We start from the raw sequence: 24,509 nt of genomic DNA on the forward strand, positions 1-24,509 counted from the left end.
TGGCGCCTGGTGAAGTTCATCGACAACGGCATGTTGACGATGACCAAGTGCAGCACCTGCGGCGGTCAATTCGTGACCCATCCGCACGAGATTGCCCGCCACTATGTTTGCGGCATGTGCAACCCGCCGGCCCGCGCCGGCAAGGGCCGCGCGCAGGGCGCGATTCAGATGCACTGAACCCAGATAAAACCAAGTCTGCCTGACGATGTTCGTGCTGCCCTGGCCCCTGCCGGCCTTGTTGACTTGGGCGCTGGCCTGGGCACTATTTGTCCTGCTGCGTCAGGCCGAGTTGCAGGCGGTGGTGGCCATGCTGGCTGCCGCGCTGTTGGGTCTGGCCTCGGCCATGCTGCAGGTGCCGCGCTGGCGCCGCCTGATGGTTGCGGGGGGCTTTCCGCTGTCCTTGTTGATCACGGCCGGCGCGCGTGATCTGCCCGGCTGGGCCTGGCTGCTGCCGTTTGCGCTGCTGGCGCTGGCCTACCCGCGCCGCAGCTGGGGCGATGCTCCGCTTTTCCCGACGCCGCGCAATGCCTTGCAAGACTTGGCCACTTTGGCGCCCTTGTCTGCAGGTGCGCGAGTGCTTGATGCCGGCTGCGGCCTGGGTCATGGCTTGCGTGAACTGCGGCGCTGCTACCCGCAGGCACACCTTTCCGGAGTGGAGTGGAGCGGCTTGCTGGCGCTGCTGGCTCGCTTGCTTTGCCCCTGGGCTGAGATCCAGCGTGGTGATATGTGGAGCCAGAGCTGGCAAGGCTTCCAGATGATTTACGTTTTTCAGCGGCCCGAGTCCATGCCACGAGTCTGGGCTAAGGCCGTTGCGGAACTGGCTCCCGGCGCTTATTTGGTCAGCCTGGATTTCGCGGTAGCGGGTGAGGCGCCCTTGGCTCAGGTGGATTTGCCGCGCGGGCATTGCCTGTGGTTGTATCGAAGGCCAATTTGATTACAGGGGCAAGACCCGCCACTTGCGCGGATTGCCCCGCCCGGCGCTCGGGCACACTCAAGCGCAACAGGTTTTTGCCGATATCGCTGGCTAGTTCATACAGAAATCAACATGTTTGTCATCATCGGTTGGCTAATCGCGCTGGGCTGCATCTTCGGTGTCTATATTGTCCACGGCGGCAATATTGGCGTCATTTTGAAAGCCTTGCCCTTCGAGATGATCACCATCTTCGGCGCAGCTGCGGGCGCCTTTTTGGCGAACAACCAGATGAAGGTGGTCAAGGCCTCAATGAAGGGCTTGGGCGCCTGTTTCAAAGGCAGCAAGTTCAGCAAAGCACGCTATATGGAGCTGCTGGCCCTGATGTACGACATCTTGCAAAAGGCCCGTAAAGAGGGCCTGATGTCGATCGAAAAGGACGTGGAAGATCCGCACTCTTCGGCCTTGTTCCAGAAATACCCGACGGTGGGCAATGACCACCATGTCACCGAGTTCATCACCGACTATCTGCGCATGATGGTCTCGGGTAATTTGAATGCCCACGAGATCGAGTCTTTGATGGACGCCGAGATCGACACTCACCACGCTGAAGAACATGCTGCTGTTGCCGCGATTGCTCGTTTGGCCGGTGGCTTGCCGGCCTTCGGTATCGTTGCGGCCGTGCTGGGTGTGGTGAACACCATGGGCTCGGTGGGCCAGCCGCCAGCTGTGCTGGGCGGCATGATCGGTTCCGCCCTGGTCGGTACATTCCTGGGGATTTTGTTGGCCTACGGCTTTGTTGAGCCGCTGGGCGGCCTGCTGGAGCAAAAGGTTGAAGATGCGGGCAAGGAATTGCAGTGCATCAAGACCACTTTGCTGGCAAGCATGCAAGGCTACGCGCCGCAAGTCGCGATTGAGTTTGGTCGCAAGGTGCTCTTTTCGGGTGACCGGCCAACCTTCACCGAGTTGGAAGCCCACGTGAAGAAGAAATAGAAGGGGGAGGGTGATGCGCAAACATTTCATTCGCCTGCTCCTGAATTCAACACGATCGGAGTTGCGCTATGGCTGGTGACGCCAAAAAGCTCCAGCCCATCATCATCAAAAAGGTCAAGAAGGGCGGTCATGCAGCGCATGGCGGGGCCTGGAAGATCGCTTATGCCGACTTCGTGACGGCCATGATGGCTTTCTTCTTGTTGATGTGGCTGCTGGGTTCCACCACCGAGGGCGATAAGAAGGGCATTGCCGATTACTTCGGGTCGCCGCTAAAGATTGCCATGGCGGGGGGCTCGGGTGCAGGTGACTCCTCCAGCGTAGTCAAGGGCGGCGGCAAAGACCTTAGCCGCGAAACCGGCCAAGTCAAGTCAGGCGATGTCGAGGCGCCCAAGCGCACTTTCAATCTGCGCGCCCTCAAGGAAGAGCAGCGCAAGGCTGAGAAGGCCAGGCTGGAGCAACTCAAGACCAAGGTGGAAGATGTGCTGGCCAGCAATGCCAAGCTCGCCAATCTGGGTGGTCAAATCCGCTTGGACATGACCAAAGAAGGCCTGCGCATACAAATTGTTGACGAAGGCAACCGGCCGATGTTTGACAGCGGCAGTGCAGTTGTGAAACCCTATATGCGTGAGTTGCTGCAGGAACTCGGCAGTGTCTTGTCTGAAGTGCCAAACCGGCTGACCTTGGAAGGGCATACTGACGCTCAGCCCTTTCCGGGAGGCGACCGCGGCTACAGTAACTGGGAGTTATCGGCGGACCGCGCCAATGCCTCCCGACGCGAATTGATTTTGGGTGGCTTGCCGGAGGCCCGTACCTTGCGCGTGCAAGGTTTGGCGTCCAGCAAGCTGCTCGATAGCAAGCAGCCGCAGAGTGCGATCAACCGCCGCATCAGCATCATTGTGATGAACCGCGACGCTGAAGATGCAGTATTGAAGAATGTGCCAGATGAAGACGCTGAGCCTGAAGCAGAAGCCAAAGCCGCCGAGCCTGAAGTCGGGAAAAATATTTCCTCAAGTTCCAAAGCCACGCCCCGATAAAACCACTTAGCCCCAGCGAGGAATGCCATGAGTGCAGACATGAAATTTTTGGTCGTCGATGACTTTTCCACCATGCGGCGCATTGTGCGCGGCCTGTTGAAGGAGATCGGCTACAACAACTGCGAAGAAGCCGAAGACGGGGTAGAAGCCCTGAATATGCTCAAGCAGACCAAGTTTGACTTCGTGGTCAGCGACATCAATATGCCCAATATGACGGGCTTCGAATTGCTCAACGCCATCAAGGCCGACGCCAATCTGAAGCATCTGCCGGTGCTGATGGTGACGGCCGAAGCCCGCAAGGAAGACATCGTCTTGGCCGCCCAGTCAGGCGCTGCCGGTTACATCGTCAAGCCCTTCACCAAGGCCACCTTGGAAGAGAAGGTCATGAAGATCATGCAAAAACTGGCCGCTGCGGCCTGAACCGGGAGTTGGCCATGCAAATTCAATTAGATGAATTGAGCAAACTGCATCAGGGCACCGATCCGCTGACCGTCTCGCCTGAGGTGTTTCAGCAGATCGGTTCCATCACCCGCGTTCTGCACGACACCATGCAGCAACTGGGCGTGATGCCCAAGTTGCAAATTGCAACCGACGGCTTGCCCGACGCGCGCAGCCGCCTGAGCTATATCGCCACCAAGACGGCCGAGGCTGCCAACAAGGTGCTGAACTCGGTGGATCAGGCCAAGGCCGATCACGCCTACATCACGGCCGCCACCAATGCGATGGCCGCGGCCATCGTGGCTGACCCGGTCAAGGCCGTGGCTAGCGGCGCTATTTTGAACTTCGTCAAAGAAGTCGAGGCCCGCACGGCCAATATCGACGGCCATCTGACCGACATCATGATGTCGCAAGACTTCCATGACCTGACCGGCCAAGTGGTGGCCAAGGTGGTGACTCTGGCGAACGACCTGGAAGACAGCTTGGTCAAGCTGCTGGTGTCCGTGGTGCCGCCCGAGCAGCGTGAGAAGGTGGACCCCAGCATTCTGCAAGGCCCCGTGGTGAACCCCGAAGGTCGCACCGATGTGGTGGCCAATCAGGGTGAAGTGGATGATTTGCTGGCCAGCTTGGGCTTCTGAAGCGCGAGCCAGGCCTTTGATTGGATGAAACCCGCTGAGGCGGGTTTTTTTGCGCCTGTAGCTGGCCGCCTGCCTAGCCTGCGTGGCGGTGTAGCCCTAGGGGCTCAAGTGTCAGCAAACTGACGCCGGATCACCGCCGCTTTCCCCGGCCTTTTTCGGCTTAAGTTTTTCGTCGCCCGGCAAACAATGGCAGGGCGAGCTTATCTAAGCTCGCCCACCCCCAATTGCCATGGCCGACCAAGACGCACAAGACAGAAATTTACCGGCCTCGCCCAAGAAGATCGAAAGATCTCGGGCCGAGGGTCAGCTGCCGCGTTCGCGTGATCTGCCTCACTTCGCCATGATGGTGGCGGGCGGCGCCATTCTCAGCGTCGGTGGGCCGAGCGTGGTCGACAGCCTGCAAAAAATGCTCACCCGCGCCTTGCATTTTGATGCGCAGATGCTCGCGCGGCCTGCCTTGATGGCTGAGCGCCTGGGTGAGTTGACGCTCTATTTCATTGCCGTTGTGGGTCCTATCGCGGCCATTTTGGTGGTGGTTGGAATCGCCAGCAATATCGCTTCAGGTGGCTGGAACTGGACCATGAAGCCGCTGGCGCCCAAGTTCTCCCACCTCAATCCGCTGGCTGGCCTGGGCCGCATGTTCAGCGGCCATGGTCTGGGCCAAGCGGCCAAGGCGGTGGCACTGGCCCTGGTGCTGGGCATCATCGGCGCGATGGTGCTGAAAGACCGCCTGGCGGCCTATGTGGGCATCATGTCCGTGCCGCTGCCAGCCGCGTTGGCCTATGCCGGCCAGCAGCTGATGGGTGGGCTGATTCTGCTGGGCATCGCGCTGGCCTTGTTTGCCGTCATCGACGTGCCGATGCAGCGCCAGCTCTACATGCGCCGCATGCGCATGACCCGTGAAGAGGTCAAGCAGGAGATGAAGGAAAACGAAGGCAATATGGAGATGAAGGGTCGCATGCGCGCAAAGATGCGCGAGATGGCCAAGCGTCGCATGTTGGCCGCTGTGCCCAGCGCGGACCTGGTGGTGATGAACCCCACCCACTATGCCGTGGCCTTGAAGTACGACGACAAAAGCATGGCCGCGCCCAAAGTGGTGGCCAAGGGTGCTGATTTGCTGGCCATGAAGATCCGTGATCTGGCCAAGGACAACAAGGTGCCGGTGCTGCAGTCGCCGGTACTGGCGCGTGCGCTCTATGCCCACGCGCAGGTGGACCGTGAAATTCCGGCCGTGCTGTTCGGCGCCGTGGCGCAGGTGCTGGCCTATGTGTATCAGCTCAAGCAAGCCATGGCGACGCGCACGGCTGCCCCCGATCAGCCCGACCCGCAAGTGCCGCCGGAGCTGGATCCGCACAACAAGCCGGGCTTCCGCCCTGAAGACCCGGCGAATGACGACGATTTTGGAGCTGAGGCCACATGAACCCGCTGATTGCCAAGCTGCAAGCCTTGCTGGGCCCGCGTGCCGCCGTGTTGAGCGCGCTGGGCGCGCCCGTGGCCGTGATTCTGGTGCTGGGCATGATGGTGCTGCCTTTGCCGCCCTTCGCCTTGGACCTGATGTTCACCTTCAATATCGCCATGGCGGTGATGGTGATGATGGTGGCCTCGAGCATGGTGCGGCCGCTGGACTTTGCGGCCTTCCCGACCGTGCTGCTGCTGACCACTTTGCTGCGCTTGTCGCTCAACGTCGCCTCCACCCGCGTGGTGCTGCTCGAGGGCCATACCGGCACAGGTGCCGCGGGCAAGGTGATCGAGGCCTTCGGGCATTTCCTGATCGGCGGCAACTTCGCGGTCGGTTTGATCGTGTTTGCCATTCTGGTGGTGATCAACTTCATCGTGGTCACCAAGGGTGCGGAGCGTATCGCCGAGGTCGGCGCGCGCTTCACCTTGGATGCCATGCCTGGCAAACAGATGGCGGTGGACGCCGACCTGAATGCCGGCCTGATTGACGAGAAAGAGGCCAAACGCCGCCGTGCCGAGCTGGGCGACGAGGCTGACTTCTTCGGCTCCATGGACGGTGCCAGCAAGTTCGTGCGCGGCGACGCGGTGGCTGGCATTTTGATTCTGGTGATCAATATCGTTGGTGGCTTCATCATCGGCGTGGCGCAGCATGACTTGTCGGCCAGCCAGGCGGCCAATTCCTACATCTTGTTGGCGGTGGGCGATGCCCTGGTCGCCCAGGTGCCGGCGCTGCTGATCTCGGTCGCTGCGGCCATGGTGGTGTCCCGTGTGGGCACCGACAAAGACATCGGTAGCCAGATCGGCAAGCAGGTCTTCGGCTCGGCCAAGTCCCTGGCCATCACGGCCGGTGTGATCGCCCTGCTGGGCCTGATTCCTGGCATGCCGCATGTGGTGTTCCTGCTGGTCGCCGGGGGTACGGGCTATCTGGCTTGGTGGCTGCGCACCAAGCAACAGGCGACGGATGCCGAGGCGCTGCTTGGCCAAGCCACCTCCGCCGCCACCACGCCCGAGCCCAATGCTGAAGCCAGCTGGGATGACCTGGTGCCGGTGGACACCCTGGGGTTGGAAGTGGGCTACCGCCTGATTGCCTTGGTGGACAAATCTCGCGAAGGCGATCTGCTCAGCCGCATCAAGGGCGTGCGGCGCAAGTTCGCGCAAGAAGTGGGCTTTTTGCCACCCTCGGTCCACATCCGCGACAACCTGGAACTGCGGCCCAGCCAATACCGCTTGTCCCTGCGCGGCGCGGTGATTGGCGAGGCGGAGGCCTTCCCCGGCATGTGGCTGGCCATCAATCCGGGACACGCGACCCAGAAACTGATCGGTCAGGCCACCACCGATCCCGCTTTTGGGCTTCCGGCGGTGTGGATCGAAGACCGGCAGCGTGATATGGCGCAAATGGCCGGATTTACCGTTGTTGATTGCTCGACCGTGATTGCCACCCATCTTTCACACTTGATGCAAGTCCACGCAGCTAAGTTGCTGGGCCGTGTGGAGACCCAGGCGCTAGTGGAACACCTGACCAAACAAGCGCCTCAACTGATCGAAGACGTGATACCCAAAATGCTCGGCATCGCTTCACTGCAAAAAGTTTTACAGCTCTTGCTGGAAGAGGGCGTGCACATCCGCGACATGCGCTCCATCGTCGAGAGCGTGGCCGAGAACGCAAACATCACCGATCCGGCCGAGCTGGCCCGCCGCATTCGTGTGCACATCGCGCCGGCCATCGTTCAGCAGATCTACGGCCCGGTGAAAGAGCTGGACGTGATCGCCCTGGAGCCCGAGCTGGAACGCCTGGTCACCCAAGCCCTGAATTCCCCCCATGGCGCTGCCCTGGACCCCGGTGTCGCCGACACCTTGGCCCGCAGTGCTGCCGAAACCGCCCAGTCGCAAGAAGATCGCGGTGTGCCGGCCTGCTTGCTGGTGCCCGACCTGATCCGCGCCCCCATGGCCCGTTTGCTGAAGCGTGCCGCCCCGCGCCTGAAGGTGCTGGGCCATAGCGAGATTCCTGAAACTCATTCCATCCGTATCGGATCGATCATCGGAGGCACCGCATGAGCGGCTTCCACACTCACATCCGTTCGCTGCCCCTCGAGGTGGCGCGTGCCGCCGCTGAGGTGGCTCGGCAGGAGGCCTTATGAACGTGAAACGCTTTACTGCCCGCAATTCCCGCGAAGCCATGGCCCTGGTGCGCAAGGCTTTTGGCGATGATGCGGTGGTGCTGTCCAACAAGCCCTGCGCCGAAGGCGTGGAAGTGCTGGCCATGGCGCCCGAAGGTATGTCGCAGATCGAGCGTGTGGCCGCCACAGCGCCCCGCATCAGCTCGCCCGGCCGCGTGCAAGCCCGCCCGGCCGGTGCGCCCAATACCGCCCAGCCGGCGCCTATGTCTTCGGCCCCCGCTGGCAAGAGCTTTGCAGCGCGTGCCGGTCAGCAAGGCAGCCAGCTGCAGCAGCGCAGCGAACCCAGCTTTGGCTACAACGACCCTGCCGATGAAGTGGGCCAGGATGTTGAAACCCTGGCGATGAGCACCTTGTCCTTCCAGGACTATGTGCGCGAGCGCGTACTCAAGCGCCGCCAGGCCGAGATTGATGGCCTGCCCGACCCCTTGGCCCTGCAGCCCGAGCCGGCCGTCGAGCAGCCCGGCGTCAGCAATCTGGCCGCCGCGCGTCAGCAGCGCGCTCAGGCAGCTTTACAAGCCATGCAGCCGCGCCGTCCGGTGGAAACCGCCCCGGCCGCTGCCGCGCCCGCCGCCCGCCGCACACCGCCGGTGCTGCGCGATGAAATCCGCATGCCGGCCGCCGCGCAAGAACTCAGCGGTTTGGCCGCCATGGGCACCGAGCTGCCTGATCTGCCCGGCCGTGGCCGCCGCGACCAGCAAGACATGATGAACGAGCTGCGCAGCATGAAGGGCTTGATCGAAGAGCGCTTCGGCGCCCTGGCCTTCATGGAAAAGCTGCAACGCCAACCGACCCAGGCTCGTCTGACCCAGAAGATGCTGGAAGTGGGTTTCTCGCCCGCCCTGGTGCGCAAGCTGGTGGAAGGTTGCCCGAACGAATTCAAGCCCGGTGCCCACGGCGAAACCGCCGATGAAACCAGCTGGGCCGCCAACGTGTTGTCACGCAATTTGCTCACCGGTGAGGCCATGCCGGCACTGGAAGAGCAGGGCGGTGTGTTCGCCCTGATCGGCTCTACCGGCGTGGGCAAGACCACCACCACCGCCAAGCTGGCTGCCGCCTTTGCCACCCGCCACGGTGCGGCTCAGCTGGGCCTGATCACGCTGGACGCCTACCGGGTCGGCGCCCACGAGCAACTGCGCGCCTACGGCCGCATCCTCGGCGTGCCGGTGCATACCGCCCACGACCGCAGCTCGCTGGAAGATTTGCTCGACCTGCTGTCGGCCAAGAAGATGGTCTTGATCGACACCGCCGGCATGGCCCAGCGCGACAGCCGCACCAATGAATTGCTTGACATGCTGGCGCACCGCAGCATCACCAAGATCCTGGTCGTCAACGCCGCACAGCAGGGCGAGACGATTGAAGATGTGGTGACCGCTTGGCGCGCGCATGAGTGCCAAGGCGTGGTGCTCTCCAAGATCGACGAAGCCGTCAAGCTCGCGCCCGCCCTGGACACCCTGATCCGCCACAAGCTGCGCGTGCTGGGCGTGACCAATGGCCAGCGCGTGCCGGAAGACTGGCATCGCCTGTCGGCTCAGGCTCTGGTGCAGCGCGCCTTGCGCAGCCAAGCCGCCGGTGCCTGGCGCATGGACAGTGCCGATGTGAATCTGATTTTTGCCGGTGGGCCAGCGCTCAGCCCCCGCAGTGCCGCCGCTATGGGCACGCACTAGACCAAACCTGGGACCCCAGCCATCATGATGCGCGACGTGAATCCTCATACCCTTGCCCCGCAAGACCAGGCCCATGGCCTGCGCCGGCTGTTCGCCAGCTCGCGGGTGCGCTTCATTCCAGTGGTCAGCAATCCGCATGTCATGGGTGCAGGCGTGCTGTTGGAAGGTCTTTGCGCGGCTTTTGCCGAACTGGGTTTGCATACCCTGGTGGTGGATGCCGCCGAGTCCGCGCCTACGCCGTCCGAGCTGGCCTCGGTGGATCTGGGCGCTTGTGTGGAGAGCTTGTCCAAAGACGTCTCCTACCTGGCCGCCCGTGGCCTGCCGATGCGCTACATCAATGCCAAGGGCTCGGCCGCACAGTTTCTTGAAGTGGTGACCGAAGCCGCGCCGCAAGCCGATGTGGTGCTGCTGCACGCCAGTGCGGCGGAGTTGGCCCGTGTGGTCGCGCTGCGTGAAGTGCGCCCGGTTTTGCTGGCCGATACCGATGCCAATAGCGTCACCCACGCTTATGCTGGCATGAAATGGTTGGCGGGCCGCGCCGGGCTGATGGTTTACAGCCTACTGATGGCTTGCTCGCCGCAGCTGCGCATGTCGGAGCGGATTGCCGAACAACTGAGCAGTTGTGCCGATGGTTTCCTTGGCGCGGTGCTGCGTGACTGGGCTTGCCTGGACCCACGCACACCGAGCAGTGCCCCGATTTCGACCGAAGTGCGCCATCTGGCGCGTGAGTTGTTGATGGCCGCCCCTCCGGGAGCGGCGCTGGAGGCTTCGGTCGATGCCAGCCCCTTGCGGCCCGTGGCCCGCTCGCTGATGCGCCCCTCGGCGCCGCAGCCTGCCCGCACTGTCGCTCGCCCGGCCGTCGCCGCCATTTACTGATTGCAGCTGGAGCTGAAGATGTATACCGCCAAAGGCCGCCTCGATAACTCCTCCCTCATCAAACAGTACAGCCCGCTGGTGCGCCGCCTGGCCCACCAGATGATTGCCAAGCTGCCCGCCAATATCGAAATCGATGACCTGATCCAGGTCGGCCTGATCGGCCTGACCGATGCGCTCTCGCGCTTCGACGTGGGCCAGGGCGTGCAGTTCGAAACCTTCGCCACTCAGCGCATTCGCGGCGCCATGCTCGATGAGCTGCGCGGTGGTGACTGGATGAGCCGAGGCACCCGCCGCCAGCAACGCGATATCGAAGGCGCCGTGCGCAAGCTGGAGCAAAAGCTCGGCCGCGCCCCGGCCGAAAGCGAGATCGCCGCCGAGATGGGTGTCAGCCTGGCCGACTATCAGGAGTTGCTCGGCAAGGTGCGTGGCACCCAGCTGGTCTACCTGGAAGATATGTCCGGTGACGAGGGTGATGAAGACTTCTTGGATCGCCACGTGGCCGATCACAGCAACAACCCGATGCTCAAGCTGCAGGACCATCGCATGCGCGAGGCCCTGGTGGCGGCCATCAAGAACCTGCCCGAACGCGAGCAGTTCATGATGAGCATGTACTACGAGCACGATATGAATCTGAAAGAGATTGCGGTAGTCTTGAAGGTCACTGAATCGCGGGTCTGCCAGCTGCATAGCCAAGCCATTGCCCGCCTGCGGGTGAAGTTGCGCGATTGGTGAGTTCGGCGAACAAGGTCTGAAACTAAGGCTGGCAGCGTCGCCCGAGAGCCACCGCCAGCGGTTTGTGCAAGCAAGCAATCAAGAGAGGGCAGATTGATGCGGTTCTGGTGGACACCCCGGCCGAATGGCCCAGCCGCAGCCCAGTCGGCCGCACAAGCCCCCTCTGAATTGAACGCCTCTGCGAACAGCACGGCTGCGGCCATGAAGCAGGTGGTTCAGCAAATCTCCCGCGCCATTTCCAATGTTGGTAAAGACGCCGCCGAGGTGCGCGGGCTGTTGGAAGACACCCAAAAAGTCGTGCTTGCCCAAGCCGAGGCCATGGGCGCCTTGTCGCAGGATTTGGCTTCAGTGCGCGAGGCGCAATCTGCCATCAGTCGCTCAACCGCCCAATCCGGCGCCGCTGTGGTGCGAGCCAGCCAGGCGCTGGACGGTGTTGGCAACGAGGTTGGCGGCATTGTTCAAACCTTGCACCAGGTCTCGGACGCGGCATCCGAGATCACAAAAATTGCCTTGCAGACGCGACTAGTGGCCTTCAATGCCTCGGTTGAGGCGCGGCGTGCCGGCGAGGCCGGGCGTGGTTTTGGTGTCGTGGCCGATGCCGTCAAGGCTTTGGCCGGGCAAGTGGAAAACTCATCCAAGGCCATCATGGGCACGGTGTCCGCATTGGACACGCGCATCGAGGCTTTCAGCCGCGAGTTGCGCAATGACCCCGGCCACGCCAGCCGCAGTGCCATTCATCAAGCGTTTGCACAAGTTCAGGCGGATGTGGGGCAGATCAATACTTCGGCCGAGCAAAGTGAGCGGACCATCGGCGCCCTGGGTGGCCGGGTGGCGGACTTGGAGCGCGAGATTCAGCAGGCCATGGTCAAGCTGGATGCCGCGTTTTCATGCAGCGACCGTTTCTTGAGGCTCTCGGAGCAGGTGATCGAGCAGATTGCCGACTCCGGCGTGGAGGTCGAGGACGCGCCCTTTATCCAGGCCGCACAGCAAGCCGCGGCAGAAATCGCCAGCTTGTTGGCCCAGGCCCTGCAGCGCGGCGACATTCAGCAGGCCCAGCTGTTTGATGAGCGCTATCAAGCCATACCGGGCAGCAATCCGGCTCAGCATCTGACCCAGTTCGTTGCGCTGGCCGACCGGCTGTTTCCGGCGGTTCAAGAGCGCATGCTCGATTTCAGCGACAAGGTGGTGTACTGCATTGCCGTGGACCGAAACGGTTATGTGGCGGCCCACAACAAGAGGTATTGCCAGCCGCAGCGCGCCGGCGATGTGGTGTGGAACACTGCAAACAGCCGCTACCGGCGCATCTTCAATGACCGCACCGGCCTGGCTTCGGCCCGCAACCAGCGGCCATTCCTTTTGCAGACCTATCGCCGCGATATGGGCGGGGGCAAGTTCGTGCTCTTGAAGGAAGTGTCGGCCCCCATCGTGGTGGGCGGAAGGCACTGGGGCGGGCTGCGCCTGGCGTTCAACTTCTAAGGTCGGCGCGCCGCTGTTGTACCAAGGCGCTGATGCGCTGATGCGCTAATGGCCGACGCCGCTGTTGCAGCGGCCTCGCGTCAATGAGCTGCCGCTCGGGCAGCCCCTTAAGGCGCCACGCAAGCTCTGTTCTTGCCCGTGTGCTTTGCCTCGTACAGCGCCACATCGGCGCGGTCCAGGGCGGCCTCCAGCGTTTCCCCGGCTCGGTACAGCGTCACGCCGGCCGAAAAGGTGACGAATACATCCCGACCCTCGTGCATGAATAAGCTGGCCGAGAGCGCGCGCTGCAGGCGTTGCAGCACGGCCTGGGCTTCCTCGATGGGGGTGCGCGGCAGCATCAATACGAACTCTTCGCCGCCGTAACGCGCCACCAAGTCACCGGGGCGCAGGGAAGCCTGCACCCGCTCGGCCAAAGACTTCAGCGCCACATCGCCGGCGCCATGGCCCAAGCTGTCATTGAGCTTTTTGAAGTTGTCGATGTCCAGCAAGGCCAGGGCGATGCGCTGGGTATCGCCTTCGCTGGTGGCGTCACCACTGTCGCGTTCGAGCTTGGCTTGCTCGGTCGCGAAGGCGGCGAGCAGGCCGCGGCGGTTGGCGATCTGGGTCAGTTGATCGGTCTGAACCTCGTTGGAGAGGCGTTGCAACTCGCCTTCCAGCGCTTCGACCCGCTGGCTCAGGCTATTGGCCTTGTCATGTTCGCTGCTCAAGCGGGCCTGGGTTTGCTGCACCAGGGACTGCACGCTGCGGCTTTCTTCCACCATCTCGCGCACCACGCCGGCCAGGCTTTCCAGGCTGTCCGCCTTTTCGATCACCTCGGCGTAACGGCCCACGCTGCTCTGAAAGCGGTCGGTGTGCTGGCCCAACTCACCCAGTTCGGCCAGCATCTGGTGAATCATGGACTTGAGCGATTCGCGCGCCTTCTTGCGATCCTCCCGCAGGGCGCGCTGGCGCTCGCGCGTGCCGCCCAGCATCTCGGTGACGGAGCGCACGCCGCGGCCGCTCAGGCCTTGCTCCAGCGTGTTGTTCATGGCCTCGCATTGGCCGCGCGCCCAGGAGTCGTCTTCTGCCAAATCAACCAAGCTGGCGCTCAATTCGCGGCACAGCTGGCCCAGCTCGGTGAACATATGCTGGCGGTGATCTAGCAGATGGCGGGCGCGTTGACACAGCTGCTCCATCTGGGCTGCGGCTTGCGGGCTGACGCCTTGCACCTGCAATTGCAGCTGCGCGGCCCTGAGCTCGCCCATCAACTCGTCGGCATAGCCCTCGGGGCTTTGTAGGGCGTGCTGCACGGTGGCGTGCAAGCTGGATTCAATTTGCGGCCACTGGGCGGCGTCTGCCGCCGGGTTGGTCGCGCTGGACGGAGAGGCTGGCTCAAAGGGCTCATCGGCCTCGGCGCCGAAATTGGACAGGCCGGCATCTTCGTCCATGAAGAACTGGCTTGGCGTGCCGCCGGCATCGTCCGAGGTGGCGATGCTGCTGTCGGCCACGTCCGAGTCCCAGCTGGCGACCAGCTGTTGCAGGCGCTTGATCAGGCGCTGGCTGTCGCTGCGATTGCCTTCCAGCACGCGCTGCAAGCCGTCTTTCTTGCGTGCCACGGTCCACTGGCGGCCGCCGCGCTCCAGCCCGCGGATCAGGCGCTCCAGCACCTGGGCCAGGGCCTCGGCTTGCGCGATGGGGCCGACCGTTTGCTGCAGGCGCTCGACTTGGCGCAGCGCCTCGTCCCAGCGCGATTCGCGCACGCACACCTGCAGGTCAAGGCGGGCCTGGCTGCCGCTCACACCCAGTGCGAGCAGCTTGGTCAGCAGGGTCTGGGCGCGCTCAGGCAAAGCGGCTGGTGCGGCCTCGGTGCCAGACTCCACGGCATAGGCGCGGGCGTAATTCTCCGGCGTGGGCTCCAATTGCGCTTGGGCCAGGCGCAAGAAAGCGGCCTTGGCGATCTGGGCGCTGGTGGCGCCGGCGGGCGCGCGGGGGCTGCGTCGCTCATCCATGACTAGGACCTTTTAATCTAACTTCTTTGTTCAACGGCGGCCGCCGTGCGGGCGCTGCGTGCCATTGCCAGGTTCAGTGTCTCGCAGTTCTTGCGCCTCAGCGTCGGCGCGCCCGATCCAGGGTGCTTTGCGCGGCAGTACGATTTGGTCCCGCCATAGCTCCAGCTCCTCTGGGGGCAGCGGCTTGCTGAACAAAAAGCCCTGCATCAGGCTGCAGCCCAGGCGGTGCAGGACATCCATCTGGCGCAGGGTCTCCACGCCTTCGGCGATCACCCGCAGGCCCATGGCGCGGGCCAGGGCGATGATGGCGGTGACAACGGCCGAGCTCTGCGGCGTGATGCCCAAATCGCGCACAAAGGTGCGGTCGATCTTGACCTCCGAGATCGGCAGGGTGGTCAGATAGGCCAGCGAGGAATAGCCGGTGCCGAAGTCATCGATGGAAATCTCGACCCCGACTTCATTGAGGCGGTGCAGGGCCGGAATGACCTTCTGCAAATCCTTCATCAGATTGTTTTCGGTGATCTCCAGCTGGATCGAGCGGTGCGGCACACCGTAGGCACTGACGCATTGGTGGATGTGCTCGACCAGGTCGGAGCGTTCGAACATGCGGCTGGGCAGATTGACCGCGATGGAGTCAGCAAAGCCGAAGTTGAGCTGCCAGATCTTGGCCTGGCGGGCGGCCTCTTTGATTGCCCATTCCGACAGCGGCACGATCAGGCCGGTTTCTTCGGCCAGCGGAATGAAGTCGGCGGGGGAGACGAGCTTGTCGCCGCGTTTCCATCGCATCAAGGCCTCAACGCCCACCATGCAACCGGCGCGCACATCGACCTTGGGCTGGTAATGCAGCACGATCTCGCCACGTTCCAGCGCCTTGTGCAGGGCGCTTTCCAGCTCCAGCTTCTCGCGCCCCTGGCCGGCCAACTGCGGCGTGTATAGCGCCGCCGCATTGCGCCCCTGCGACTTCACTGCGTACATGGCCACGTCGGAGTTGCGCAGCAGGTCCGCCATGGTCAGGCCGTCACGCGGGTAGATCGCAATGCCGACGCTGGCGGTGACAAAACATTCTTGGCCGGAGATGAAGATGGGCTCACGCAGGGCTTCGAGCACCCGTCCCGCAACCCGCTCGGCATCGCGTTCGTCAGCGATCTCGGGCAGCAGGGCGACGAACTCATCGCCACCCAGACGGCCGACGGCTTCGAGCGTGCGATGCGAGCGCCCGCCGACGGTTTCCAGCATGCCCTCCATGACCTGATCGGAGTGGCGCACGCAGGCGCGCAGGCGGCGACCCACTTCCACCAGTAGCTCGTCACCGGCTTGGTGGCCCAGGGTATCGTTGATGATCTTGAAACGGTCCAGGTCAATCAGCAGCAAGCCCACTTCGTGGCTGCCGCGGCGGGCCTGCTCGATGGCGCGTTCTACCCGCCAGATCAGCTGGCGCCGGTTCGGCAGGCCGGTGAGGGCGTCGAAATGCGCCAACTGGCGGATGCGGTCCTCGGCCTGGCGGCGGTCGGTCACATCCTGCATCACGCCGGTGTAGCCGAAGGCATTGCCTTGCTCGTTGAACTCGGGCTCGGCTTCGATGTGCACAACGCGCTGGCGGCCGTCCTGCAAGGTCACGGCCAAGTCGGTGACCAACACCGAGTTATGCGCCAGCACATCGCGCAGCAGGCGCAGGAACAAGACCCGCTCCTCATGCGGCACCATGCGCATCACGCCGATGAAATCTAGTCGCTCAGCCGGGCCGCGGCCAAACACGCGCAAAGCCTCGGCCGCCAGATGGAAGCCCCGTCGCTGTTGCCACTCGAAGCTGCCCATGCGGGCCAGGTCTTGAGCGCGCGCCAGCTTGGCCTTGCTGCGCTCCAACTCGATGCGGGTGCGCGAAGAGCGCAACAAGTAACGCAGCCGCCCTGAGAGCAGACTCCATTGCGGCGACTTGACGAAGAAATCGGTGGCGCCAACTTGGTAGGCCAGATTGATGGAGGCCTCATCGTCCAGGCCGGTCAACATCAGCACCGGGGTGGATTCGAAACCGGGTAACTCGCGCAGGCGGCGGCAAGTTTCGAAACCGTCCATCTCCGGCATCATGGCGTCCAGCACGATGATGTCCGGCGCGCTCTGCGCCATCATGTCCAGGGCTTGCTGGCCACCGTGAGCCACGCTGACTTCAAAGTCGCGGCTGCGCAGGGCCGAGGCGGTCAGCAGCAGATTGACTTCATCGTCATCAACCAAGAGCACCTTGGGTTGCTTCGGATCACCGTCATCGTGCAATGTGCCAACTGAATTCATTGGGGCCCCGGCATGCGCATCGTCGACAAGGCCTGCTTCACCTGAGCAAGCTCTGCAAGCATATCGTCTAGTTTCGCTGCTAGGCCGCCAGTTTCACCATTACGAGCCATCAATTCCACCTCGGCGCAAATCGCGGAGGCCTTCAGCGCGCCCAAACTGGCTGAGGAAGACTTAAGGGTATGGCTGACGTGGCGCACCACATTGAGGTCAATTTCGGGCGCGCGGGCCTGCTGCAGGTCCGGCAGCAGCCGATCCAGGGACTTCACATAGGCTTCGATCACCCGCTCCACCAGTTTGTTGCTGCCATCCGGGTCGAGTTCAAACAGGCGCTCAAGCGCTTGCGCGTCGAGACCTTCGGGAACGGTCCATTCGCTGCTACGGTCAGGTGACGAAGATTCTGGCAAGGGACGCGGCTGCATGTTCAAAAGGCGTGCTGAGCGTTAGTGAGGTTTGCATGGGCTGGGGCTGGGCTCTTGAGGTCCGGTGCCAAAAACACCGGGGAGTTGCGCGCAGCCACAAGCCATGCGAGTTATTTTTTGAAAACAGAACTGCAAGCTGCAATGTAGCTTGATAGTCATAGCGATATCGGCCTGTCAGCCCAGGGAATTTGGGGTGTTTCCGTGCCTTTCTTTGCGCTTTGACGCCAAGCTCTTGTGCCAACCGGCCTCACGGGGCGGCGCGGGTCGCGCTTGAGCTTGGTTTCGGGCTGCACATGATCCTTACAATGCCGCTCATGAACAGTGTCCGTGATGCTCACCACACCGCGCACTCCAGGGCCTGGAGGCCCAAAATCTCCTTTCTATTGCTCGCGCTGGCAAGCCTCTTGCCGGGACCGCTAGCTTTGGGCTTGGCGATGAGCCAAGGGCCGGGTGTGGGTTTCGGGCATGTGATGTTGCTGGCATGGTTCGGCTTGCTGATCTTGGCCCTGGTGGCGGGCGCCGCGTTTTACCTGAGCCGGCAGCTAACGCGGCAGGCCCTCGGCCACAGCCTGAGTGTGCTGCGGGCGCAGAACCAGCGCTGGGAACAGTTGCTGGCCAAGCAGGCCGATGGCCGCTGGCACAGTGACCCACAACACCGTTTGCTGAGCTGGCATGTCAATGGCGCCGAACCCTTGCCGGCTAGCGGCCAGCCATGCTGGGAGCGCTTTGGCTTGCTGAACCTCGAGGGCTCGGCCGACGCTGCGGCGCTGCAAGTCCTGCTGAAGCAGCAGCCTGCCGAGATCGACTGCCGGGTGCAGGCGCTTGCTGGTGACGGCGGCAACTGGGACTTGCTGGGCCTAGCTTGTTGGGACGAGCAAGGGCAGTTTCAGGGCTACCAAGGTGTGGCCAAGAAGCTGGCGGTGATCGATGAGCAGGCCATGGCAGCCGGTGCCGCCGTGATGTTGGCCCAAGCTCAGACCCAAAAGCAGGTGAGTGAGCAGGCACAGGCGAATCTATTGCAATCGCAGCTGCAGTCTCAGCTACAAGCGCAGGCTTTTGAGGCGCAGGAACAGGCTTCGTTCAGCTACACCGTCTCGCATGATTTGCGTGCGCCGCTGCGTGTGGTGGAGGGCTTTGCCCGCATTTTGAAAGAGGACTACGGCCGCTTGCTGGACCGTATTGGTAACGACCATCTCGACCGGGTGATGGGCGCGGCCTCACGCATGAACAGCATGATTGATTCGTTGCTGTCGCTGAGCCAGTTGTCCTCGCAGCCCTTGGCGCGTCAGCCGGTCAATCTGTCGCAATTGGCGGATTTGGTGCTGGATGAGTTGCAGCGCAGCGCACCGCAGCGCAAGGTTACGGTTCATATCCAGCCGCTGATGACGACGCAGGGCGACCCTGTCTTGTTGCGCATGGTGCTGGAGAACTTGCTCGGCAATGCCTGGAAGTACAGCAGCAAATGCGAGCAGGCCGAGATCCGCTTCGAGGCGCAGCGGGATGGCCCGGGCCCGTGGATCTTCCGCATCAGCGACAACGGTGCGGGCTTTGATATGCGCTATGCCGACCGCTTGTTCGGCGTGTTCCAGCGCCTGCACAGCGCCAGTGACTTCCAGGGCACCGGCGTGGGCCTGGCCTCGGTGCGGCGGATTGTGCGCCGCCATGGCGGGGAAGTGTGGGCGGAATCTGAAGTCGGCGCCGGCGCCAAGTTTTACTTCACATTGCCTGCCTGAACGGCCAAGCTCCGCTGACCCGGAGCGCCCTGAAAACTTGGGCTTGGCCTCTGCCTAGGAGTGCCTAAGCGGAGATTTAGGGGTTGATTTGCCCGGGCATGGACAGCATTTCGGTGGCTTCGACCAAGCGCAGCGATTGTTCTTCCAGGCTGCGGCCTTCGGCATCGCTGAGGGCTTGCAGCCGCGCCAGTGCTTGCTGCCGCGATAGCGAATAGCGGTGCATCAAAATGCCCACCGCCAGCGCCGCCGTCTGTTCCAGCACGACATTCGCTGCGGCCTTGCCCAGCGGACCGCGGGGCGGCTGCGGGGCAGGCGTGGCGCTGCGCTTGGCAAAGGCGGCTTCCACCGCAGGCACGATTTGGTGAATGTCCAGCGGCTTGACCAGATAGGCCACGGCGCCCAGCTCTTTCACCTTGGCCACCGTCTCTTCGTCGGCAAAGGCCGACAAGAACATGAAGGGGATTTGTAGGTACTCGCGAAGATAGGCGGCGACATCAAAGCCGCTCATGCCTTCCATGCGGATATCCAGCAGGGCCAGTTCCGGCCGATGTTCGCGCGCCAGCAAAATAGCGTCGTCACCGTTGTCGGCATCGATGATCTCGAAGCCGGCCTGGGCCAGACCATAGGTCAAGGTCGCCAGCACCAGCCGGTCATCGTCAACCACCAGAATCTTGCCCTTGCTACTCACCTGCGGGTGTTCCTGTGCGAAAAACGGGTCGAGCAAATGCTGACCTCACGGCGTCCATTGTCGCTGAAACACCGAGCTTGCGTTGATGGCTGCGGCGCTCTTGCCCCCGCGTCTGAGTGGCGCTGGGGCCGGGCAGGCGGTGAATCGTGCCAATCACTGCAGACTGGAGGCAAAACCTGGCACCACAAGCGGTGCGCGCACTCAGGGTGCTGCCACGCCTAAGCTCACGCTCGGGGGCAGCAACTCGACGCGGCAGACCACGTGGTCGCCGCGTTGGCTCAGGCTCAGCACCGCGCTGCGGCGTGGCAGCAGGGCGCGCACCAGGCCCAGGCCCGAGACGCCACCGGGCACTTGCGTGAGGTTGAACTCGGGCGGCAGCTGGCCGGGGTTGACGATTTCCACCGCCACTTGGTCGACGCCACAGATCAGGGTGCACTGCACATCGCTGTTAGGACTGTGCTTGATAGCGTTGGTGAGCAATTCGTTGAGCGTCAGCGCAATCGGAATCGATTCGGCTTCCGGCAAGGCCCAGGCGTAGGACTGGTCAGCCGTTTCGCCCTCAATCACAGTGTTGATGGTACGGCCCGACATGCGCTGGACCGAACCGATGATGGCTTCCATCACCCGGCGCACCATCAGCGGGCCGGAGCTGCCCACTTGCAAGCCGTAGACCTGCGCAATCGCGTGCACCTGGCCGACGGCCTCGCTGATCACCGGCGCCACCTCGGGGCGGCGCTGGGCGATCTGCTGCAGCAGTCCGGCCACACCTTGCAGATTGTTCTTGATGCGGTGATGCACCTCGCGCACCAGCAATTCGCGTTGAGAGATTGCGGCGTGCAGGCGGGCCTCTTCGGCCGCACGGTGCTCGGTCACATCGCTGGCCACCAGCAGCAATTGTTCGGGCGAGCCGTCCGCGTTGGCTTCCGAACCATCGGTGGTGCCGGCCAGATGCATGAAGCGGGCGTCCCAGACGCGCATGTTCTCGCCTTCGCCGAGGCGGTACTCGCGCTGGGTAACGGCACCAGCGGCCAAGGCCTCTTGCATGTCGCGGCGAATGATCTCGCCTTGTTCGCGGCCAAATAATTCCTCGGGGCTGGCGCCGAGCAAGTCCTGCTCGCTGCGCCCGGCCAGGGTGGCGGCGGCATGGTTGATCTGGGCCACGGCCAGGGTCTTGGCATCGTGCAAAGTGATGGCCAGTGGCGCGGCCTCGATGATTCGGCTGAGTGAAGCCTGTGCCTGCTGAGTTTGTGCCTCGGCCTGGCGGCGTCGGTCGATGTCGAGCAAGGCGTAGGTGAGCTGGCGCCCGCTATGGCGTGAGCCGGTCACGACCGCATTGCCCACGACCCAGAATTCGCGTCCGTCCAGTGCTTTCAGGCGGCATTCGAAGGCTTCGGTTTCGCCTTCCGTCAACTCATCCAGATAGTGGGTGTGGCGGAAGGGGTGATTGGCGTCCGGCGTGGCCACCATGCTCATGCTCTGGCCCGCGAACTCGCTCAGGTCGCCGCCGAACATGCGCCGGGCCGAGCGGTTCATCCACTCGATGCCGCCGCGCCCCACGGTGACGATGCCCACCAGCACCGAGTCCAGCACGGCGCGTTCCCGTTCGGTCTGCAGCATCAGCGATTGCTGGGCGCGCCAGCGGTCGTCCACGTTCACAAAGGTGACGATCAGGCCTTCGTCGGGCGCGCCGGGGCGCATCACGCGTTTGCTGATCTGCATCCACAAGGTAGTCCCGTCGCGCCGGCGCACGCGTCGCTCGCCGCGCCACAGGCCATGCTTGTGCAGGTCTTCCTGCACCACCTCGCTGTAATGCTCGACCTCCTGCGGATCTTCGAACAAGTCCCGGTGAGCCAGGCCGCTGAGTTCGTGGATGCGGTAGCCGGTCAGCGCTGCCAGGGCGTCGTTGGCGCGAGTGATGCGGCCATTGCGCTGAATGGCGATGCCCACGTCCGAGAGGCTGAACATCATCTCCCGGTCTTGCACCAAAGCTTCGAGTTCGGCCTGCTGGGCCTTCAGGCGGCTGATGTCGCTGATGACGGCAATGGTTTCGCTGCTCTTGCTGCCGAGGCGTTGGGTGCCTTCAGCCTCCTCGTCGTCCGGCGCGACCCGGCGCAGGGTCAGGGACAGCCAGCGCGGCTGCGAGGCTTCGCTGCCAACTTGCAAAAACTCGGCTTCAAAATCTTGCCCGTCGCTCGCTTGCGCCAAGGCTTCTTGCAATTGGGCGGACAACTCGGGCAAGGCGGCGAACATCTGCGTCACCGGCGTGCCGATGGGCATGGGCTCGTGCAGGCCCAGCATGTGTTCGAAGCCGTGATTGCAGCGCTGCAGCTTGTCGCCGCGGAAATAGGCCAGGCCCAGGCCGGCGCCATCCATGATGGTGCGCAGCTCGTGCAGCAACTGCTCGCTGCGGTTCTCGGCCTGGGCTTGGGCGGTGACGTCCAAGGTCACGACCGAAGTGGTGCGTTGGCCGGAGCTGAGCTGGCCCGGCTCCACACGGGTCAAGAGCCAGCGCCGCCCCAGCTCGGGGTGGCGCACGGCGTAACGCACCTCGATGCGGTCGCCCTTTTTGAGCGCGCGTTGCAGGCGCTCGAACTCGGCCAGTGAGCCGGGCTCGACGATGTCGCGCCCCACGCCTTGCAGGCCGGTCAGGGTGTTGCGGCGGGCTTCCCCTTGTTGCTTGGCGCCACGGCTTGAGCTGCGCGGCCGCAGCCAGCCAGCGTCTTGGGCGAAGGTGGCCAGGCCAACGCTGGCGGTGTCCATCAGCGCGTCCATTTGTTGATAGGCCAGATCGCGTTCTTGATCGGCGCTGCGGTCCTCCAGCACCGCCATATAGCGGCGCGGCAGGCTGCTGCTGGCGGCCGAGCTGTCCAGCGGCTGGATGCGGCCGGCGAACCAGCGGGTGCGGCCGGCGGGGTCGATCAGGCTGGCCTGCGTCTGCACGCGCTCGCTGGCCTGGCTCAGCAGTTCGCTGGCCTGCTTGTTTTCCCAGCCCAGCAATTGCTGCATGGCTGGCTCGGCCTGCTGCAAGGTCACCGGGACTTGCAGGCAAAGCTCGGCAAAAGCGCGGTTGCTTTTCAGCAGCAGGCCGGTGGCGTCGAACAAAACCATGGGCAGGGGGCTGAGCGCCAGCCATTGGGCCAGCTCGGCCTGGGTGCGTTCGGCTTGCTCGCGCAGCACTTGCTCACGGCCTTGCAGCGGGGCGGCGGCTTGATGGGCTTGCGGCTCGGCTTGAACGTCGGGGGCTGCAGGGTTGAAGGCTTCGGGCGCGCCGTCGGCACTCCTTTCAGCGGCGGCGCTTGGCGGGCTCTCGCTTCCCGGCTGGCCGGGGCGTTTGCTCAGACCTGGTTTGTTTTTCTCTTCGGCCCGCACATGCAGCAGCCAGCGCGCCGCATGTTCCTCCTGCGCTTGCAGGGGCACCAAGGTGAGCGAGGCACGTTGACCGTGGTCCAGCTTCAAGCCCGGCGTTGGCGGGCCGCGGCGGCCGTCCTGCATGGCGCGGCTGGCCAGGCGCAGCCAGTCGCCCAAGCGGCCACCGTGGCTGGTTTGCAAGCTGTGCAGGGGCTTGGCCTGTTGTCCTGGGCCTTGGCCCAGCAGCTGTTGGGCGGCGGAGTTGGCCTCCAGCACATCGAGTGCCTCGCCCAGCAAGAGCACGGGGTCGCTGACCAAGCCCAGCAAGCCCTGCAGGGCGGCTAAGTCCTGGGGCAGCAGCGAGAGCTGGGTCAGCGGCGATGGCGTGGCAGAGGAGGCAGGCATTGCCGAGGAGTTTACGGCCCCGGCTCCGACTCCCGGAGCGCGCGGCTGCAGGAGTCGGCCGCTCACTCCAACTGGGCGGCCTTGGCCAGGGCGCGCAAGACGCATTGGTTGACTTCTTCCAGACCCAGCATCAGGCCCTCGGCCGCGCTGCGAATGTCGAAGATGGATTCGTTCTCGATCGCTTGCACCAGCGCCAGATAGGGCTGGTAGGGGCCGCTGCCGTCCACCAGGGCCTGGCGCACGCGCTCCGGCATCGGGATCGATTGCAGCAGCTTGTCGAAGGGCTGCTTGAGCATATGGTCGAGCAGGGAGAACAGGCCGCAGATGAACATCTCATCGCGCAGCTCGCTGTCGCTCATGCTCTTGGCCAGCTCTTCCATCAAGAGGCCACGGCGCAGGGCGCCGTACATGATGGGGCGCATGCTGTGGTCTTTGCTGGCGGTCGTCAGCAGCAGGGCCAGCCAGCGCTTCAGGCGCGGGTAGCCCAGCAGCATGATGGCGTGGCGGAAGGATGACACCTCAACCGGCAGGCCGAAGGCGGCCGAGTTCAGATAGCGCAAGAGCTTGAAGGCCAGGCTGGGGTCACGCTTGAGGGTTTGTTCCAGGCGCTCGATGTCTTCGTCCTGGTCGACCCGCGACATCAGCTCGACGATGACTTGCAGGTCGGCCTGAATATCGCTGCGTGGCGCGCCGGGGGCGGGCTCGAACGCGCCTTGCATGGGCCAGCCCATGACGCCTTGTGCGCCGCGCTTGAAGGCGGCATCAATGTCGGCAGCGCTGCGCAGGCCGCTGATCAAGCGCGGCAGCTTCAGCTCCGCGCTGCCACGGGCCTCGTCGTCCGGGCCTAGGACCACCTGCTTGAAACAAGCATTCAGCTCGGGTGCCAGGCCTTGCGATGGCACGCCCTTGAGCAGCAGGACATTGCCCTTTTTCTTCAGCGTTTGCAATTGCTCGGCCACTGCCGCGTCGCTGCACATAAAGGCCGGCACTTCCAGCTGCACATGGGCCGGAAGTTCGGTGCCCAGCAACTCGAGCAGCAGGCTTTCGCTCAGCACATGCAGGATGACTTGGCCGCCGCCGGCGGGCCAGACTTCGTTCAGGCAGGCCAGAACTTCGGCGCCATCGAGCTTGGCATCAGGCCGAACCGGTACCACCGTCAGGCGGGTGGCGGTGACCATGCGCTGGGCGTCGATCAGAGGGGCGTAAGCGAGTGCGACTGCACCCAAATGTGAGTAGTTCATGAGTC

At 63.5% G+C, this 24,509-nt stretch carries 19 protein-coding genes; 13 read left to right on the top strand and 6 right to left on the bottom strand.

Features of this window, described 5'->3' with window-relative positions:
* The 12 genes from AABB87_RS07220 to AABB87_RS07275 form a co-directional block, all read left to right on the top strand.
* The coding region (locus AABB87_RS07220) for a FlhC family transcriptional regulator (RefSeq protein WP_341970953.1) at positions 1-177 on the top strand (177 nt) is incomplete at its 5' end.
* A gap of 28 nt (positions 178-205) precedes the next feature.
* On the top strand, positions 206-934 hold the full coding sequence (locus AABB87_RS07225; RefSeq protein ID WP_341970627.1) for a class I SAM-dependent methyltransferase: 729 nt from the start codon (positions 206-208) through the stop codon (positions 932-934).
* Positions 935-1,045: 111 nt separating this feature from the next.
* A complete protein-coding gene (motA, locus tag AABB87_RS07230) occupies positions 1,046-1,903 on the top strand; it encodes a flagellar motor stator protein MotA (RefSeq protein WP_341970628.1) in 858 nt (285 codons plus the stop codon).
* Positions 1,904-1,971: 68 nt separating this feature from the next.
* The gene (motB, locus tag AABB87_RS07235) at positions 1,972-2,937 is read left to right on the top strand and encodes a flagellar motor protein MotB (RefSeq protein ID WP_341970629.1); all 966 of its coding nucleotides are present in this window, start codon (positions 1,972-1,974) and stop codon (positions 2,935-2,937) included.
* 39 nt (positions 2,938-2,976) lie between these two features.
* The gene (gene cheY / locus AABB87_RS07240) at positions 2,977-3,357 is read left to right on the top strand and encodes a chemotaxis response regulator CheY (protein ID WP_442952164.1); all 381 of its coding nucleotides are present in this window, start codon (positions 2,977-2,979) and stop codon (positions 3,355-3,357) included.
* A gap of 14 nt (positions 3,358-3,371) precedes the next feature.
* Complete coding sequence (locus AABB87_RS07245; protein ID WP_445944841.1) at positions 3,372-4,013, top strand: protein phosphatase CheZ; 642 nt, start codon at positions 3,372-3,374, stop codon at positions 4,011-4,013.
* Positions 4,014-4,242: 229 nt separating this feature from the next.
* The gene (flhB, locus tag AABB87_RS07250; protein ID WP_341970630.1) at positions 4,243-5,433 is read left to right on the top strand and encodes a flagellar biosynthesis protein FlhB; all 1,191 of its coding nucleotides are present in this window, start codon (positions 4,243-4,245) and stop codon (positions 5,431-5,433) included.
* Positions 5,430-7,526, top strand: a complete 2,097-nt coding sequence (flhA, locus tag AABB87_RS07255; protein ID WP_341970631.1) for a flagellar biosynthesis protein FlhA — start codon at positions 5,430-5,432, stop codon at positions 7,524-7,526. The genes flhB and flhA overlap by 4 nt, the downstream gene beginning before the upstream one ends.
* A gap of 79 nt (positions 7,527-7,605) precedes the next feature.
* Positions 7,606-9,312 (top strand): flagellar biosynthesis protein FlhF, encoded by a 1,707-nt coding sequence (gene flhF, locus AABB87_RS07260; protein WP_341970632.1) that lies wholly within the window; start codon positions 7,606-7,608, stop codon positions 9,310-9,312.
* 36 nt (positions 9,313-9,348) lie between these two features.
* Positions 9,349-10,188: a MinD/ParA family ATP-binding protein gene (locus AABB87_RS07265; protein ID WP_341970633.1), complete on the top strand. Its 840-nt coding sequence runs from the start codon at positions 9,349-9,351 to the stop codon at positions 10,186-10,188.
* A gap of 18 nt (positions 10,189-10,206) precedes the next feature.
* Positions 10,207-10,920: an RNA polymerase sigma factor FliA gene (locus tag AABB87_RS07270; protein WP_058722086.1), complete on the top strand. Its 714-nt coding sequence runs from the start codon at positions 10,207-10,209 to the stop codon at positions 10,918-10,920.
* Between the two features lie 168 nt (positions 10,921-11,088).
* Complete coding sequence (locus tag AABB87_RS07275) at positions 11,089-12,396, top strand: methyl-accepting chemotaxis protein (protein WP_341970634.1); 1,308 nt, start codon at positions 11,089-11,091, stop codon at positions 12,394-12,396.
* Between the two features lie 107 nt (positions 12,397-12,503).
* Here the strand turns inward: AABB87_RS07275 and AABB87_RS07280 are convergent, their stop codons facing one another.
* From AABB87_RS07280 to AABB87_RS07290, 3 genes are read right to left on the bottom strand one after another with little or no spacing between them, the layout of a single operon-like run.
* Entirely contained in the window at positions 12,504-14,384 is a 1,881-nt protein-coding gene (locus AABB87_RS07280; protein ID WP_341970635.1) for a GGDEF domain-containing protein, read from the bottom strand.
* Between the two features lie 30 nt (positions 14,385-14,414).
* Positions 14,415-16,670: a putative bifunctional diguanylate cyclase/phosphodiesterase gene (locus tag AABB87_RS07285; RefSeq protein WP_341970636.1), complete on the bottom strand. Its 2,256-nt coding sequence runs from the start codon at positions 16,668-16,670 to the stop codon at positions 14,415-14,417.
* Positions 16,667-17,089, bottom strand: coding sequence for an Hpt domain-containing protein (locus AABB87_RS07290; RefSeq protein ID WP_341970637.1), 423 nt, complete (start codon positions 17,087-17,089; stop codon positions 16,667-16,669). Before AABB87_RS07290 ends, AABB87_RS07285 begins: the two co-directional genes overlap by 4 nt.
* 434 nt (positions 17,090-17,523) lie before the next feature.
* Here AABB87_RS07290 and AABB87_RS07295 point away from each other — a divergent pair, with 434 nt between their 5' ends.
* Positions 17,524-18,822: a sensor histidine kinase gene (locus AABB87_RS07295; protein WP_341970638.1), complete on the top strand. Its 1,299-nt coding sequence runs from the start codon at positions 17,524-17,526 to the stop codon at positions 18,820-18,822.
* Positions 18,823-18,898: 76 nt separating this feature from the next.
* Here AABB87_RS07295 and AABB87_RS07300 read toward each other — a convergent pair whose 3' ends face one another.
* From AABB87_RS07300 to AABB87_RS07310, 3 genes are all read right to left on the bottom strand, one after another.
* Positions 18,899-19,510 (bottom strand): response regulator, encoded by a 612-nt coding sequence (locus AABB87_RS07300; protein ID WP_341970639.1) that lies wholly within the window; start codon positions 19,508-19,510, stop codon positions 18,899-18,901.
* A gap of 201 nt (positions 19,511-19,711) precedes the next feature.
* Positions 19,712-23,263 carry a PAS domain S-box protein gene (locus AABB87_RS07305; protein ID WP_341970640.1) on the bottom strand — a complete coding sequence of 1,184 codons (3,552 nt, stop codon included), beginning with the start codon at positions 23,261-23,263 and terminating at the stop codon, positions 19,712-19,714.
* Between the two features lie 62 nt (positions 23,264-23,325).
* Positions 23,326-24,504: an EAL and HDOD domain-containing protein gene (locus AABB87_RS07310; protein WP_058719102.1), complete on the bottom strand. Its 1,179-nt coding sequence runs from the start codon at positions 24,502-24,504 to the stop codon at positions 23,326-23,328.
* Between the last annotated feature and the right edge of the window lie 5 nt (positions 24,505-24,509).

This window comes from Roseateles sp. PN1, assembly GCF_038419725.1.
Lineage (GTDB): Bacteria > Pseudomonadota > Gammaproteobacteria > Burkholderiales > Burkholderiaceae_C > Paucibacter_A.